The following is a 16404-nucleotide window of genomic DNA, read 5'->3' on the forward strand; positions in this document are numbered from 1 at the left end:
ATAAATCGTTAAGTCAGGACGACACGGGCGGCGAGCGTCCCGCGTTTGCCCCTCCCGCGTCGCTACGGTAGCCGGATGGCGAAGGGGAGCGCCGGGCGGAGCGCGAAGTGGTTCCTCGCCTTCATGCTGGTCGCGGTCATCGTGCTCTCGGCCACCGGGGTCTGGAACCCCTTCCCCAACCTGGTGTCCTGGATCAACCGCAGCCAGCCACTTTCCGAACCGGACGTGGTCTGGCAGCAGCGGGTCGGCGGCACGCCCAAGAGCGTCACCATCGCCGGCAGCACCGTCGTGGTCGAGCAACGCACCTTCGTGGAATCCCGCAGCCTGGCCACCGGCGGCAAGCTCTGGGAACGCAAGGCCGACTGGGCCGCGGTCGCCGGCGGCGAGACCGACCCGGTCGTCGCGACCGGAAAACTGCTGGAGAAGGGGTACGAGCTGATCGACCCCGAAACCGGTGCGGTACGCCGACGCGACACCAGGGCCAGCGGAGTCTGGACCTACCGCAACGCCCTGCTCGACGTCCGCTGCTCCGAGCCGCGCGAGTGCACCCTGAGTCGTTGGGACCCGCGCGGCACCAAACCGGTCTGGACCGCGTTCCTGCCCGGCGTCGGCACCGGACTCTTCGCCGACAACCCGGAGGTCCTCGGCACCCGACGGCTGACCACCAAACTCGTCGCCGACGACGCGAGCGGCCCGGAGACGATGCCGTCCCTGCTCGGCTTCCCCGTCGACGGCCGGGTGCACATCGTGGACACCGCCACCGGGCGGGTTCTGCGCGACGTACAGCCCGGTCGGGCCGACCGGCTGGTGGTCGTCGGCGGGCGGATGCTCCGGATCGAGGCCCGCGCCGAGGACGGTAGCTGCTACTTCACCGTACTGGCCCGGGACCCGATCACCGGGCAGGAGGTGTGGCGCCGCTCCGGGATCAACCTGCGCACCGCCAACGCCGGTGGGTGCGTACAGCGGGATGATCCGCAGGGCGGGCAGAGCGTACTGGTCGGTGTCGGCCCGGACGGGCGCGAGACGATCCTCGACGGGTACGACGGACGGGTCCTCTGGTCCGGCGCCGAAGGCGAGAAACTGCTCTCCGTCGACGACCGGTACGCGCTGGTCCGGTCGGCCGACCGGCAGACCGTCATCGGCCGTGAACTGGGTCGCGACGCCCCCCGGTGGAACCGTCCGCTGAGCCCCGAGGGCGCCTCGACCCTGACCCGCGCCGCGGCCGTACTGGTCGACGAGAAACCGAACCGGGTGATCGCCCTCGACCCGCTCAGCGGACGTGAGCTGCTCACCCTCGCCACGTCGGCGAAGGTGCTCGCGGTCGGCTCGGCCGGGATGGTGATCGGCGACGGTCGGGACATCGGTTATGTCCAATTCGGCACGGCGGCCGGTGTACCGGGGCCGGGTCCCGGCGCCCCCGGCACCTCCCCGGGACCGGACGCCGGTCCGGGTGACGTCGGGCCTACCTGCGGCGGGCCGAAGATGGAGCAGTGCCGTCCCGCCGACTCCGGCAAGGACGGTTGAGCGGCGCCACGCCCTCGCACAGCGCCGCGGAGGCCGGGGATGATGCGGGACCGACCCGGCGGCTAGGACGGTTCCGGTCGGCTGGCCTAGGCTTTCCGCTCATGAGCAGTGCCGCCGCGTTCTCCTACGCTCCCTTGCTCCCCGTCGGTGCCGACCAGACCGAATACCGGCTGATCACCGACGAGGGTGTCGACGTGGTACACGGGCCGGGTGGCCGGCGTTTCCTCACCGTGGAGCCCGCCGCGCTGACCGCGCTGACCGCCGAGGCGATGCACGACATCGCGCACTACCTGCGCCCCGCGCACCTGGCCCAGCTCCGGGCCATCATCGAGGACCCCGCCGCCTCCCCGAACGACCGGTTCGTCGCGCTCGACCTGCTGCGCAACGCCAACATCGCGGCCGGCGGGGTGCTGCCGATGTGCCAGGACACCGGCACCGCGATCGTGATGGGCAAGCGCGGCCGGCACGTACTCACCGACGGGTCCGACCACGAGGCGGTGTCGCGCGGGGTCTACCAGGCGTACACCCGGCTGAACCTGCGCTACTCGCAGCTCGCCCCGCTCACCATGTGGGACGAACGCAACACCGGCAGCAACCTGCCCGCCCAGGTGGAGATCTACGCCGAGGACCCGGACGGGCACCCGGACGCGTACAAGTTCCTGTTCATGGCCAAGGGCGGTGGCTCGGCCAACAAGTCGTACCTCTACCAGGAGACCAAGGCGCTGCTCAATCCGACCAGGATGATGCAGTTCCTGGAGGAGAAGCTCCGGCTGATCGGGACCGCCGCCTGCCCGCCGTACCACCTGGCGATCGTGATCGGCGGCACCTCCGCCGAGTACGCCCTCAAGACCGCGAAGCTGGCCTCGGCGAAGTACCTGGACGCCCTGCCCACCGAGGGGTCGATGCTCGCGCACGGGTTCCGTGACCTCGAGCTGGAGGCGGAGGTGCTGGAGCTGACCCGCCAGTTCGGCATCGGCGCCCAGTTCGGTGGCCGCTACTTCTGCCACGACGTGCGCGTGGTCCGGCTGCCCCGGCACGGCGCCTCCTGCCCGGTGGCGATCGCCGTCTCCTGCTCCGCCGACCGGCAGGCGGTGGCGAAGATCACCCCCTCCGGTGTCTGGCTGGAGCGGCTGGAGACCGACCCGGCGCGCTTCCTGCCCGACGTGACCGACACCCAGCTCGACGCCGGTGCCGAGGTGGTCCGGATCGACCTCAACCGGCCGATGGACGAGATCCGGGCCGAGCTGTCGAAGTACCCGGTCAAGACCCGGCTCTCGCTCACCGGCCCGCTGGTGGTGGCCCGGGACATCGCCCACGCGAAGATCGCCGAGCGGCTGGACGCGGGCGAGCCGATGCCGCAGTACCTGCGCGACCACGCGGTCTACTACGCCGGCCCGGCCAAGACCCCCGAGGGTTACGCCTCCGGCTCGTTCGGTCCGACCACCGCCGGCCGGATGGACGCGTACGTGGAGAAGTTCCAGGCGGCCGGCGGCTCGCAGGTGATGCTCGCCAAGGGCAACCGGTCCGGCCAGGTCACCCGCTCCTGCCACGAACACGGTGGCTTCTACCTCGGTTCGATCGGCGGACCGGCCGCCCGGCTCGCGCAGGACTGCATCAAGCGGGTCGAGGTGCTGGAGTACCCGGAGCTGGGCATGGAGGCGATCTGGCGGATCGAGGTCGAGGACTTCCCGGCCTTCGTCGTCGTCGACGACAAGGGCAACGACTTCTTCGCCGAGGTCACCAAGCCGGTCCTGACCGTCGGCCGTCGCTGACCACCGGACCAACCCGAACCGGTACGACCGCCCGGTGCACCCGCCGCAGTCGACTCCGTGGCACGGCCACGGAGTCGAGGAAAAAACGCCGACGGGTGCACCGCCCCCGATCAGGGCAGACCGACGATCGTCGGGAACCCGCTGCGCATCGTGCACCGGGCCGCTCTCGAATCACTCCCGGACCGCTATCGCCGGGCCATAACGGGCTGTGCCGGCCAGGTTAGGCTTCGGTCATCGCTGGTCGCACGAGGGCGGGGAATGCGCTTCGGAATCCTGGGTCCGCTGGAAGTGGACGGTGGAATAACGGTCACCGCGGGTCGGGACCGGACGGTGCTCACGATGCTGCTGCTGCGAGCCGGCCGGACCGTACCGGTCGACGAACTCGTGGACGCCGTCTGGGGCGACGACCCACCAGCCACCTCCCGGGCCCAGTTGCAGACCTGCGTGTCCCGGCTGCGCCGACTGTTCACCCAGGCCGGCATGGGCAACGACGTCATCGTCACCGACCCGGTCGGGTACGGCTTCCGGCCCGGCACGGTCGAGTCGGACGCACAGGCGTTCACCCGTCTGGTCGACGCCGGGCGGGTGGAGGTCGCCGAGGGGCGGCTGCCCGCCGCCCGGCAACACTTCCGGGACGCGCTGGCACTCTGGCGGGGACCCGCCCTCGGCGGGATCTCCGGTGCCGGCGTACGCCGGGCGGCGGTCGCGCTGGACGAGGAGCGGACCGTTGTCACCGAGGAGTGCGTGGAGGTCGAGCTGCGGCTCGGGCGCGACGGTGAACTGATCGGCGAGCTGACCGACCTGGTGGCCCGACACCCGCTCCGGGAGCGGCTGCGCAGCCAGCTGATGCGTGCCCTCTGCGGGGTCGGCCGGCAGGCCGAGGCGCTCGCCGTCTACCGGGACGCCCGGCGGGCACTGGCCGAGGAGCTGGGCATCGATCCCGGTGCCGAGCTGCGTGAGCTGCACCGCCGGATCCTCGCCGGTGAGCTGCCCGACCGGGTGGCCGACGACGGCGACGAGGCGACCCCGGCCCGGTGCCTGCCCCGGGACGTGGCGGACTTCACCGGGCGGGCGGAACTGCTCGGCCGGGTCCGGCACGCGATCGGGGCCGCCGACCCGGACAAGCCGGTGGTGGTGCTGGTCGAGGGGATGGCCGGGAGCGGGAAGACCGCGCTCGCGGTGCACCTGGCCACCTCGCTGGCCGCGAACTACCCCGACGCCCACCTCTTCCTCGACCTGCACGGGCACAGCGAGCGGAGCCCGGTCGACCCGGGCGCCGCCCTGGTGACCCTGCTGCGGCAGTTGGGCGTCGGCAGCGAGCGGATCCCGGTGGACTTCGAGGAGCGGCTGGGGCGGTGGCGTACCGAGCTTTCCCGGCGGCGGGCGGTGATCGTGCTGGACAACGCGGCCAGCGCGCAGCAGGTGGGTCCGCTGCTGCCGGCGGGTGCCGGGTGTCTGGTGCTGGTGACGACCCGGCGGCGGCTGGTCGGGCTGGACGGGGTGCAGCCGTACCCGTTGCCGGTCTTCGACCCCCACGAGGCGGTGGAGCTGCTGGCCCGGATCGCCGGCCCGGAGCGGGTACGGGCCGAGCCGGCCGCCGCCGCCGAGGTGGTCCGCAGGTGCGGTTACCTGCCCCTGGCGATCCGGCTGGCCGGTGCCCGGCTGGCCCACCGGCCCCGGTGGACGGTCACGGACCTGGTCGACCGGCTCGCCGACGAGGGGGCGGTGCTGACCGAGCTGGCGGCCGAGGAGCGGACGGTGGCGGGGGCCTTCACCCTGTCGTACGTCCAGTTGCCCGCGCCGGCCCAGCGGATGCTCCGGCTGCTGGCCCTGCATCCGGGTGAGTCGTTCGACGCGGCGGCTGCGGCGGCGCTCACCGGGGGCACCCCGCTGGCCGCGCGGGACCTGCTCGACAGCCTGGTGGACGGGCACCTGCTCGAAGAGCCGGCCGCTGGACGGTTCCGGTTCCATGACCTGATGCGCCAGTACGCGGCGAACCTGGTCGCCACCGATACCCCGGAGGTACGGCGTACCGCCGGGATCGGGCTGTTGGACCACCTGTTCCACCTGGTCGCCCGGGTGACCCGGCCGATGGAACCGTTGACCGTGCCGCTGACCGGGCTTGAGCCCGCCGCCCCGCTGCGCCCGGACCTGCTGCCCGCCGTGGGCGAGGGCGGGCTGGACCGGTTGGAGCCGGAGCGGGCCACCGTGGTCCGCGCCGTCCGGTACGCGATGGCCCAACAGCACGACGCGTACGCCTGCGCCCTCGCCCGGGCCCTCTGGTTCTACCTCTACCTGCGCGGTTACCACGACGACCTGATCGACACCCACCAGCAGGCGATCATCTCGGCGCAACGGCTCGGCGATCCGAACCTGGTCGCGTTGCTCCGCGTACAGGCCGCCTCGGGTTACTACGGGGCCGGGCAGTGGGCGGCGGCGAAACGTGAGCTCGAAGCGGCGCTGCCGGTGTACGAGACGCACGGGGACCTGGTCGGGGTCGCCCGGGTCCGGACGAACCTGGCCGGCGTGCTCACCCACATGGGCAGGTTCGAGGAGTCGGAGCGGCACGTGCGGCTGGCCGCGGTGGAGTGGGGCAGCGAGAGGCTCACCCTGCTCCGTCTTCCGCAGGGGCTCAGCGACCTCTACCTCCAGATGGGCCGGCTGACCGAGGCGCTGCCGCTGGCGCGACAGAGCCTCTTCCTGGCCCGGGTGTACGGCACCGACCGGAACCTGACCACGGCGCTGTGCAACATCGGCCACACCCGGGCCCGACTGGGCCACCACCGGCCCGCCCTCCGGCTGCTCACCGCCGCACTGCGGCGTGCGGTCGCCACCGACGACCGGCTCACCGAGGGGGAGATCCGGCACAGTCTCGGGCTGGCCCTGCGTGGGCTCGGGCGGGACGAGGAGGCGGTCGGCGCACTGCACGAGGCCCTGCGGATCCTCCAGGGGTTCGGCGTGACCCGGGTGCTGGTCGACTGCCAGATCGAGTTGGCCCGAGCGGTGTGGGACACGGGTGACCGGGTCAGCCCGCTTCCCCTGTACGAGCGGGCGCTGGCGTCGGCGACCGCCCTGGACTATCCGGCCGGGCGGGCGCTGGCGCGGGCGGGGATGGCCGCCTGCGAGCCGGACCTGCAACCCGTCGGCGGCCGGTGACGGGGATCATCTGCGCGTCGGCGCGAGGCGCGGCAGGATGGAACACGTGAGCACATCAGGGACAGCGGGTTACCGGGTCGAGCGGGACACGATGGGCGAGGTCGAGGTCCCCGCCGACGCGTTGTGGCGGGCACAGACCCAGCGGGCGGTGCAGAACTTCCCCATCTCCGGACGCGGGCTGGAACCGGCGCACATCCGCGCCCTGGCCCAGATCAAGGGCGCGGCGGCGCAGGTCAACGCCGAACTCGGCGTGATCGACTCGGACGTGGCGGCGGCGATCGCGACCGCGGCGGCGCACGTCGCCGACGGCGGCTACGACGACCAGTTCCCGGTGGACGTGTTCCAGACCGGGTCCGGCACCTCGTCGAACATGAACGCCAACGAGGTGATCGCCACTCTGGCCACCCGTGAGCTGGGCCGCGACGTGCACCCGAACGACGACGTGAACGCCTCCCAGTCCAGCAACGACGTCTTCCCGTCGTCGATCCACCTGGCGGCCACCCAGTCGGTGATCCAGGACCTGATCCCGGCGTTGCGGCACCTCGAACTGACCCTGCGTTCCAAGGTGGAGGAGTTCGCCACGGTGGTGAAGGCCGGGCGTACGCACCTGATGGACGCCACCCCGGTCACCCTCGGGCAGGAGTTCTCCGGCTACGCGACCCAGGTCGCGTACGGCGCCGACCGGATGGAGTCGGTGCTGCCCCGGCTGGCCGAGCTGCCGCTCGGCGGGACCGCGGTCGGCACCGGGATCAACACCCCGGCCGGTTTCGCCCCGGCGGTGATCGCGAAGCTGCGCGAGCAGACCGGCGTACCGGTGACCGAGGCGGGCAACCACTTCGAGGCGCAGGGTGCGCGGGACGCGCTGGTGGAGACCTCCGGCCAGCTCCGGACGATCGCGGTCGGCCTCTACAAGATCGCCAACGACATCCGCTGGATGGGCTCCGGCCCCCGCGCCGGCCTGCGCGAGCTGCGGATCCCCGACCTCCAGCCCGGTTCGTCGATCATGCCGGGCAAGGTCAACCCGGTGGTCTGCGAGGCGGTCCGCCAGGTCAGCGCCCAGGTGATCGGCAACGACGCCACGGTCGGCTTCGCCGGCTCGCAGGGCGACTTCGAACTCAACGTGATGCTCCCGGTGATGGGCCGCAACCTGCTGGAGTCCATCCGCCTGCTGGCCGCCGTCAGCCGGTTGCTGGCCGACCGCTGCGTGGCCGGCCTGGTCGCGAACGCTGAGGTTGCCCTGGCGTACGCGGAGGGCTCGCCGTCGGTGGTCACCCCGCTCAACCGCTACCTCGGGTACGACGAGGCGGCCTCGATCGCCAAGGAGGCGCTGGCCAGCGAGTCCACCATCAAGGCGGTGGTGCTCGCCCGTGGCCACGTCGAGGCCGGCAAGCTCACCGAGCAGCAGCTCGACGACGCCCTCGACGTCCTCCGGATGACCCACCCCTGAGGGCAGGGCCCTTCAGGCGAGGGCCCGGCCGATGGCGTGGGCGGCGGCGCGTACCTGCTCGCCGACGGTGAGCACGTCCAACGGGGCGAGGGCCACCACCCCGACACTCGCCTCCAGCCCCGGTACGCCGAGGACCGGCGCGGCCACCCCGTACGCCCCGGGTTGCAGTTCGCCCGTGGTGGCGACCGGATCGGGCTGCCCGGCGCGCCCGGCGATGATCGCCTGCCCGGCGGCCCCCCGGTCGAGCGGATGCCGCGAGCCGGTGCGGTACGCCACGTGAAACGAGGTCCAGCTCGGTTCGACCACCGCGACGGCAACCGCCTCGGCCCCCTCGACCACGGTCAGGTGGGCGGTCGCGCCGGCCTGTTCGGCCAGCCGGCGCAGGGCCGGCAGCGCGCCCTCGGCGAGCAGGGGCTGGGCCCGACGGGCCAGGTGCAGGACCCCGACCCCGAGGCGCAGCCGCCCGGCGGAGTCGCGCCGGACCATGCCGTGCTGGGTGAGGGCGCCGACCAGCCGGTAGACCACCGCCCGACCCACCCCGAGACGGGTCGCCGCCTCGGTCACCGTCAATCCGCCGGGTGCGTCGGCGACCAGGTGCAGCAGGCGCAGGCCCCGGTCCAGGGTCTGTGCCGTCTCACCCGCGTGACCCGTCGGCTCCACACCAGGCAGCGTACGGCGATGCCGGTCCCGGATCACGGCTGAGGGCTGCCGCGCGTACAACGGCCGTAACCGGTGACCGTTACCCTGGTGCGGTGACGCTACGCCTATATGACACCGCCACCCGATCGGTGCGGGACTTCGTCCCGCGGCAGCCCGGCAAGGTGGGGGTCTATCTGTGTGGTCTCACCCTCCAGGGCCCGCCCCACATCGGCCACCTTCGCTCCGGCGTCAACTACGACGTCCTGCGCCGGTGGCTGACGTACGCCGGTCTCGACGTGACCTTCATCCGGAACCTGACCGACATCGACGACAAGTTGCTGGTCAAGTGCCGGGAGCAGGACCGCCCGTTCTGGGCGATCGCGTACGCCAACGAGGTGATCCTGGCGCAGACGTACCGGACGCTGAACGTGGCGCCGCCGACGTACGAGCCACGGGCGACCGGGCACATCCCGGAGATGCACGAGCTGATCCAGGCACTGATCGACGGCGGCCACGCGTACGTGGCCGGGGACGACTCCGGCGACGTCTATTTCGACGTGAAGTCCGACCCCGACTACGGCTTCCTCTCCGGTCAGCACGTCGAGGCGATGCAGGCCGGGGCGGACGAACTCGAACGGGGCAAGCGGGACCCCCGTGACTTCGCCCTCTGGAAGGGCATCAAACCGGAAGAGCCGGTCGATGCTTCCTGGCCGTCGCCGTGGGGGCGGGGACGGCCCGGCTGGCACATCGAGTGCTCGGCGATGTGCCGCCGCTACCTCGGCGCCGAGTTCGACATCCACGGCGGCGGTCTCGACCTGGTCTTCCCGCACCACGAGAACGAGCTGGCCCAGTCCCGCTCCGCCGGGCTCCCGTTCGCCCGCTACTGGGTGCACCACGGCCTGCTCAACCTCGGCGAGGCCAAGATGGGCAAGTCGCTCGGCAACGCGCTCGACCTGGCGCACGTCACCGCGCTCGGCGTACGCCCGGTGGAGCTGCGGTACTACCTCGCGTCGCCGCACTACCGGTCCCGGATCGACTACTCCGACGAGGCGCTGGGCGAGGCCGCGGTCGCGTACCGCCGGCTCGAGGGTTTCGTCCAGCGGGCGGTGGAGCGGGTCGGCCCGGCCGAGCTGGGCGCCGTACCGGCCGCCTTCGCCGCCGCGATGGACGACGACCTGAACACCTCGGCCGCCCTGGCCGTGGTGCACGACGCCCTCCGCGACGGCAACAACGCGCTGGCCGAAGGCGACAACAACGCCACCCGCAGTACGCTGGTGGCGGTCCGCACGATGCTGGACCTGCTCGGCGTTGACCCCCTCGATCCGGCCTGGGCCGGTAACGGGCAGGACGGCGAGCTGCGGGACGTCGTCGACGCGCTGGTGGCGCTGGCGCTCGAACAGCGGACGCAGGCCCGCGCCCGGAAGGACTGGACCGCCGCCGACGGGGTGCGCGACCAGCTCAGGCACGCTGGTGTTGTGGTCGAGGACACCCCCCACGGACCCCGTTGGACGATCGGAGAACAGGACTGATGGCCGGCAATTCACAGCGGCGTGGCCGGCGGGTGACCGCCAAGAAGGGCGCTCCCGCCGGATCCGGCGGCAAGAACCGGGCCTCGCTCGCCGGCCGGGGCCGTACCCTGCCCGCCGACGAACGCCCCTGGCACAAGGGCTACTCGGGCACCGAGCAGCTGCCGCAGCGCACCGCCTGGAAGCAGGACAAGGAGCGCCGGGCCGCGGCCGAGGAGGGTCGCGCCCCGAAAACCGGTCAGCCGGGCAGCAAGGACACCACCTGGGGCGCCGGTGGCGGCGGCACCGGTCGGGGCAGCCGTGCGGCCGGGGCGACCCGGGGCGCGAGCGCCGGCCGGGGTGCCGGTGGCCGGGGTGGCGCGAAGCAGCCGAGCCGGGGACCCCGGGTCGCGCCGGGGCGCAAGTCGAACCCGGCCAAGGACGTACCGGAGCTGTTGGTCGGGCGGAACCCGGTGGTCGAGGCGCTGCGGGCGAACGTACCCGCGACCGCGCTCTACATCGCGCAGGGCATCGAGATCGACGACCGGGTGAACGAACTGGTCCGGATCGCCGCCGACCGGGGCATCGCGATCCTGGAGATCAGCCGGGCCGAGCTGGACCGGATGACCGGCGGGGTTCTGCACCAGGGCGTCGGCATCCAGGTGCCGCCGTTCGCGTACCAGCCGTTCGACGACCTGATGACCGCGGCGCTCGAACAGACCGCGCCGCTGCTGGTCGCGCTCGACGGGGTGACCGACCCGCGCAACCTCGGTGCGGTGATCCGGTCGGCGGCCGCGTTCGGCGCCCAGGGGATCTTCGTACCGGAACGCCGGGCCGCGGGCATCACCGCGACCGCGTGGCGGACCAGCGCCGGGGCTGCGGCCCGGGTGCCGGTGAGCCAGGTGGTCAACCTGACCCGGTCGTTGAAGGCGTGCCAGGAGGCCGGCTTCATGGTGGTCGGGCTGGACGCCGACGGCGAGACCGACTTGTACGACCTGGAGGCCGCGGTCGGGCCGCTGGTTGTGGTGGTCGGCTCGGAGGGGCGCGGGTTGTCGCGGCTGGTCGGGGCTACCTGTGATCTGCGGGTGAGCATTCCGATGATGTCCGAGGTCGAGTCGTTGAACGCGAGTGTGGCGGCGGCGGTGACGTTGGCTGAGGTGGCTCGGCGGCGGGCTGCTCTCTGATCTTGGTTTTGGCTCGCCGTGCGTTTTCTGCGTGGCGGGGGTTGGTGTGCGCGTGCGGTGGGGTTGGGCCCGCCGTGCCCGGTGTGGGGTTGGGCCCGCCGTGCCCGGCGAGGGCCGTCAGGCTTGATCCCCTCGCCGGTCACGGCGGGCCCAACCCTTTCGTGGCTGGCCGGGGCGGTGGGGCTGGTCAGCGGCTGGGGTGGTGGGGGCTGCTCGGTGGGTGGGGGCTGCTGGTGGGTGGGCGGTGGGGCTGCGGGGTGGCCGTAGCATTCGGGGCCGGGTAATCCTCTCGGGCCCTAGGAGTCGGTAGATGGCAGGGCAGGACGGCGGCTACGCACTCGGCGTCGACCTTGGTACGTCCAACACCGTCGCGGTGCTGCGCTGGCCGGACGGGCGGACCCGGCCTCTGCTGTTCGACGGGCAGCCGGTGATGCCGTCCGGGGTTTTCCTCGACGGTGCCGGTCTGTTGCATGTCGGGCGGGACGCGCAGCGGTTGGCCCAGGCGGATCCGGGACGCTACGACCCGAACCCGAAACGGCGGATCGACGAGCCGGGTGTCCTGCTCGGTGACGCCGAAGTGGCCACTGTGGACCTGCTCGGTGGGTTGCTCCGGGCGGTGGCGCAGGCGGCGGTCGAGGCGGTCGGCTTCCTGCCGCCGGCGGTGTTGACGTACCCGGCGAGTTGGGGTGCGCGGCGCCGGGGTGCACTGGCCACGGCGGTTGCTCGGGCGGGTTGGCCACCGGTACGGGCGGTTGACGGCGGGGCGGGTGCCGGTGGTGGCGGCACGCTGCTGGTGGCGGAGCCGGTGGCGGCGGCACGGTACTTCGCCGACGTGTTGCGGCGTCCGGTGCCGGTGGGTGCGGCGATCGGTGTCTTCGACTTCGGCGGCGGCACGCTCGACATCGCGGTCGTACGCAACGAGGGGCTCGACCAGTTTGGTCGGGCCCGGTTTGTCGTGGTCGGCTCGGGCGGGCTGCCGGAGCTGGGCGGGCTCGATCTGGACGCGGCGTTGGTGGAGCACCTCGGTCGGCTGGTCGGCGCCACGCAGCCGGAGGTGTGGCGGCAGTTGGCGCAGCCGGAGAGCACCACCGGTTGGCGCAACCGGCGGCAGTTCTGGGACGACGTACGCGGCGCGAAGGAGATGCTGTCGCGTACGACGGTGGCGCCGATCGCGGTGCCCGGCGTCGAGCAGGCGGTGCACCTGACGCGCGACGAGTTGGAGCGGCTGGCGACCCCGCTGCTGCGGCCCGCGGTCTTCGAGGCCGCCTCGGTGATCGGCCACAGTGGACTGCGCCCGGACCAGCTCGCCGGGTTGTTCCTGGTCGGCGGGTCGTCCCGGGTGCCGCTGGTGGCCCGCCTCCTGCACGCCGAGTTGGGTGTGGCACCGACGGTGCTGGAGCAGCCGGAGCTACCGGTGGCGGAGGGAGCCCTCGCCGAGCTGAGCGTGAACGCGATCGGGACCCCGGAACCGACATCCATCACCGTGGGGGCGGCGGGGGCTGTTTCCGGGGCAGCGCCGGCTGGGGCGGTGGCGGGGTCGAGCGCGTCGGATCCGACGGTGGTGGGTTCGGTTGTGCCGGTGTCGGAGGCGGGTGCGGGGGGATCGGGAGCGGCGGGTGCGGGCCGGACGGCGTACGCGGGGGGTGATCCTCGGGCGGGCGGCTCGGCGTACGCCGGGGGTGTTGGTCGGGTGCCCTGGCTGCGTGGGCGGCGCGCGGTCCTGATTGGTGCGGGCGCCGTGCTCGCGCTTGCCGGGGTGGTCACTGCGGCGGTGCTCTACTTCACCCGGGACGGCTATGCCGATATCGCCTTCGAGCCCTTCCGGGACATCGGCGAGGGCATCCCGTTGGGGGAGGAGCGGCCGTTCTACACCTACACGGCCTTGAGCGGGGACCGGGCCTACGTCGCCTACGAGCGCGAGGACAAGCGGCTGCGGGTGATCGCCGCCGAGGCCGGCACGGGCACCCGGGCGTGGCAGGTGACCACGGAGGTGAGCTCCGATCGGTGGGACGGGATCACCGCCCTGCCGGACGGGTTGGTGCTGCTCACCGACGAGGCAAGCGCCACCCAGTCACGGGAGTTGGTGGTGCTGGACCCGGCCGACGGGGGCCAGATGTGGCGGCGCACCATCAACGGTGACGACTCGGTGCTGTACTTCGACCGGACGCTGGTGCTGGTGGATCGGGTGTCCGGGCAGGTGATCGGGCTCGACCTCGGCACCGGGAAGGCGCGGTGGGACGAACCGAGCCCCAAGGACACGTACGGCAAGGCGCCGACCTCGGTCTATCCGGTCACCGTCCCCGAGGACCTGGGCGGGGCTGCCAGTCTGGCCGGTGTGCAGGCACCCGTGGGCGGGAAGGAGCCGCGGATCGTGCAGATCGGCGCGGACCGCTCGGCGCGGGTGATGGACGTGAACACCGGCAAGGTGCTCAGGACGGCGAAGGGCGCGGCGGACTACACCGACCTGGTGGTGGCGCACGACGGCCGGCTGTACATCGCGCCGAAGGACGGGGCGTACCGGGTCACCGCGTACGACCTGGAGCGGATGGGGGAGCCGACGAGCCTCTACACCGCCGACCCGCAGCACTACCCGGACCGGTTGGTCGCCTGTGGTCGGGACCGGGTCTGCCTGTTGGACCGGGAGAACTTCGACATCGAGACGACCGAGCTGCTGTCGATTCCGGCCAAGGGCGACGGGGCCGAGGAGGCAGAGCTCTGGCGCAAGCCGGCGGCCAAGGCCGACGAGCTGTTGCCGGTGGGTGACCATGTCGCGGTGGGCAGCGGCACCCTGGACACCACCACCGTCTACGGCCCCGACGGCACCCAGGTGATCAGCAAGGAGGGGATCGCGGTCCGGGTCGACGGCGGCAACCTGCTGCTGTTCGCCGACGAGCCGTCCTCCGCCTCCACCGATGTCAGCGTGGCCGGCGTACGGGTCAGCTCGAACCAGCCGGTCGAACTGGGCGAACTGAAGGGCGTACGCCCCTCGGCCTGCTCCTGGAACAGTTCGGTCATCGTCTGCCCCGGCGAGTCGGACCTCCGGTTCCGAACCTTCGTCAAGAACTAGCCGAGCCGCCCCGTCCCCGCCCCCGCCCCGCCCGCCCCGCCGATCTTGCACTTGTGGCGCCCAGATTAGGGCATTGATGCGGGTTTGTGTGCCACCACAAGTGCAAGATCGGCGCGGGGCTCCTGCCTAGCGGGGGATCCGGGCTCCGGCGAACGCCGTCTGGATCCAGTTCGGGTACGCCGGAGGCAGTGCGCTGACCTTGTCGAGTTCGGCGAGATCCTGCTCGGTGAGCGTCAGTTCGCTGGCGCCGATGTTGTCCTCGAGTTGGTCCAGCCGCCGGGCACCGACAACCACGCTGGTGACTCCGCGCTGCGCCAGCAGCCAGGCGAGTGCGACCCGGGCGCAGCTCACCTCGTGCCGGGCGGCAACGGCCCGTACGACGTCGAGTACGTCGTGCCCACGCTCGTAGTCGATGGGCGTGAAGTCGGCGAAGCCCTCCTGCGCCCGGCGCGAGCCGGTGTCGTTCACCGTGCCGTTGCGGTCCTGCTTGCCGGCGAGGAATCCACCGGCGAGCGGGCTCCACACCGTCATGCTCAGGCCTTCGGCCTCGACCATCGGGAGCAGGTCCCGCTCGGCGTCCCGGCCGACCAGCGAGTAGTAGGACTGGACCGAGACGAACTTGGCCTGGTCGTGCAGGGCGGAGATCCCCAGCGCCCGGCTGATCTGCCAGGCGGCGAGGTTGGCGCAGCCGATGTAGCGGACCTTGCCCTGGGTGACCGCGTCGTCGAGGGCGCTCAGCGTCTCCTCGAACGGGGTGATGTGGTCGAAGTTGTGGATCTGGTAGAGGTCGATGTGGTCGGTGCCCAGTCGGCGCAGGCTGTCCTCCAGCGCCTGCATCACGTGCAGTCGGGACAGGCCGTTGTCGTTGGGGCCCGGACCGGTCGGCGCGTGCAGCTTGGTGGCCAGGACAACATCACGGCGACGGTGCTTGAGCGCCCGTCCGAGCATCTCCTCGGACTCGCCCTCGCTGTAGACGTCGGCGGTGTCGATGAAGTTGACCCCGGCGTCCAGGGCGGTGCCGACCATCCGGTCCGCGTCGTCCTGCTGCAAACCGCCCAGGCTGCTGAAGATCGGGTGATCCTTGCCGCCGAAGGTCATGGCTCCCAGCGAGATCTCCGAGACCCAAACCCCCGTACGCCCCAGAAGGCGGTATTTCATCCGTACTCCCTGTTTGTTCGCTCGGTCGAGCGTGATCGCGGGCCTACCGCACCGCTGCCCCCCGATGGGCCGGACATGCTGTCCGACGGTACGTCGGACATGGTGTCCGGCGAAATGTTACACCGGCTGGCCGCAGGTCGACAGGGCGTGACGGAAGGGCCGTTGACCTGCGCGGAGAGGACCTGCGCGGAGAGAGGCGGTGGTGTCGGAGCTCTCAGACGGTGGCGGCGGCGCGCTGGGTGGCGCGGCGCAGGCACAGCATCGAGACGAGCAGGCCGGCGCCGAGCGCGAGCGCGGGCCACCAGGCGGGGTAGCCGTCCACCGAGCCGACCGCGACCACCGAGCCGACGGCGACCACCGCACTCACGAGGGTGCCGCGCAGTACGCCCCGGCTTCCGGCAGCCGTCTCCGGTCCGGCTTCCTGCCCGCGCGAACCGAGCAGCAGCACCAGCCGGCTGGCGAGCTTCAACGCGCAGAGGGCGAAGACGGGGAAGAGCAGGATCACGGTCACGAACCGGGTCGGGGTCTGCCAGCCCGGATGCACGTCCGTGCCGTTGACCTGGATGACCGTGCTCCGCCAGAGGCGTACCGGTACCTCGGTGGCAGCGGGCCCGACGGTGCCGTACGGGACCGAGATCTCGGTCCGGCCGGTCCCGCCCGGTACGTCGAGGATGAGCCGGGTGCGGGTCAGTTCGCCGTCCCGGCCGCCGGGGTGGGGGCGTACCGTCTCGGTGTCGACCACCTGCGCGACCTCCGGCCGCAGGCAGCTCTCCGGACAGGTACGGGCCCGGTCGATGGCGGTCTCCTGCACCGCCCAGCAGCCGAAGAGGAATCCGAGGGCGACCGCCACCAGCAGATAGTTACGGAGTCCGGACAGGTCGTGGGCGTGCGACGTGGAAACCGACTGTTGCGCCATGACGCGTGCCTCCGAGCTGATAAATGCCTGCCCGGC

Annotated in this window: 10 protein-coding genes; 7 read left to right on the top strand and 3 right to left on the bottom strand. The window is 72.1% G+C overall.

Going from position 1 to position 16404, the window contains the following annotated elements:
* The first annotated feature begins 75 nt into the window (after positions 1–75).
* From OIE47_RS15610 to OIE47_RS15625, 4 genes are all read left to right on the top strand, one after another.
* On the top strand, positions 76–1524 hold the full coding sequence (locus OIE47_RS15610; RefSeq protein WP_326562215.1) for a hypothetical protein: 1449 nt from the start codon (positions 76–78) through the stop codon (positions 1522–1524).
* A 101-nt stretch (positions 1525–1625) separates the two neighbouring features.
* Entirely contained in the window at positions 1626–3296 is a 1671-nt protein-coding gene (locus OIE47_RS15615) for a fumarate hydratase (RefSeq protein WP_326562216.1), read from the top strand.
* Between the two features lie 258 nt (positions 3297–3554).
* The gene (locus tag OIE47_RS15620) at positions 3555–6452 is read left to right on the top strand and encodes an AfsR/SARP family transcriptional regulator (protein WP_326562217.1); all 2898 of its coding nucleotides are present in this window, start codon (positions 3555–3557) and stop codon (positions 6450–6452) included.
* Positions 6453–6489: 37 nt separating this feature from the next.
* Positions 6490–7899 (top strand): class II fumarate hydratase, encoded by a 1410-nt coding sequence (locus OIE47_RS15625; protein ID WP_326562218.1) that lies wholly within the window; start codon positions 6490–6492, stop codon positions 7897–7899.
* 12 nt (positions 7900–7911) lie between these two features.
* Here OIE47_RS15625 and OIE47_RS15630 read toward each other — a convergent pair whose 3' ends face one another.
* On the bottom strand, positions 7912–8559 hold the full coding sequence (locus tag OIE47_RS15630) for an IclR family transcriptional regulator (RefSeq protein WP_326562219.1): 648 nt from the start codon (positions 8557–8559) through the stop codon (positions 7912–7914).
* Positions 8560–8651: 92 nt separating this feature from the next.
* Here OIE47_RS15630 and cysS point away from each other — a divergent pair, with 92 nt between their 5' ends.
* From cysS to OIE47_RS15645, 3 genes are all read left to right on the top strand, one after another.
* A complete protein-coding gene (gene cysS, locus OIE47_RS15635) occupies positions 8652–10067 on the top strand; it encodes a cysteine--tRNA ligase (protein ID WP_326562220.1) in 1416 nt (471 codons plus the stop codon).
* Entirely contained in the window at positions 10067–11227 is a 1161-nt protein-coding gene (gene rlmB, locus OIE47_RS15640; protein ID WP_326562221.1) for a 23S rRNA (guanosine(2251)-2'-O)-methyltransferase RlmB, read from the top strand. Before cysS ends, rlmB begins: the two co-directional genes overlap by 1 nt.
* A 310-nt stretch (positions 11228–11537) precedes the next feature.
* Positions 11538–14294, top strand: coding sequence for an Hsp70 family protein (locus OIE47_RS15645; protein WP_326562222.1), 2757 nt, complete (start codon positions 11538–11540; stop codon positions 14292–14294).
* Between the two features lie 126 nt (positions 14295–14420).
* Here the strand turns inward: OIE47_RS15645 and OIE47_RS15650 are convergent, their stop codons facing one another.
* A complete protein-coding gene (locus OIE47_RS15650; RefSeq protein WP_326562223.1) occupies positions 14421–15452 on the bottom strand; it encodes an aldo/keto reductase in 1032 nt (343 codons plus the stop codon).
* Between the two features lie 214 nt (positions 15453–15666).
* Positions 15667–16368: a hypothetical protein gene (locus tag OIE47_RS15655; protein ID WP_326562224.1), complete on the bottom strand. Its 702-nt coding sequence runs from the start codon at positions 16366–16368 to the stop codon at positions 15667–15669.
* Between the last annotated feature and the right edge of the window lie 36 nt (positions 16369–16404).

Source organism: Micromonospora sp. NBC_01796, from assembly GCF_035917455.1.
In the GTDB taxonomy this organism is placed as follows: domain Bacteria; phylum Actinomycetota; class Actinomycetes; order Mycobacteriales; family Micromonosporaceae; genus Micromonospora_G.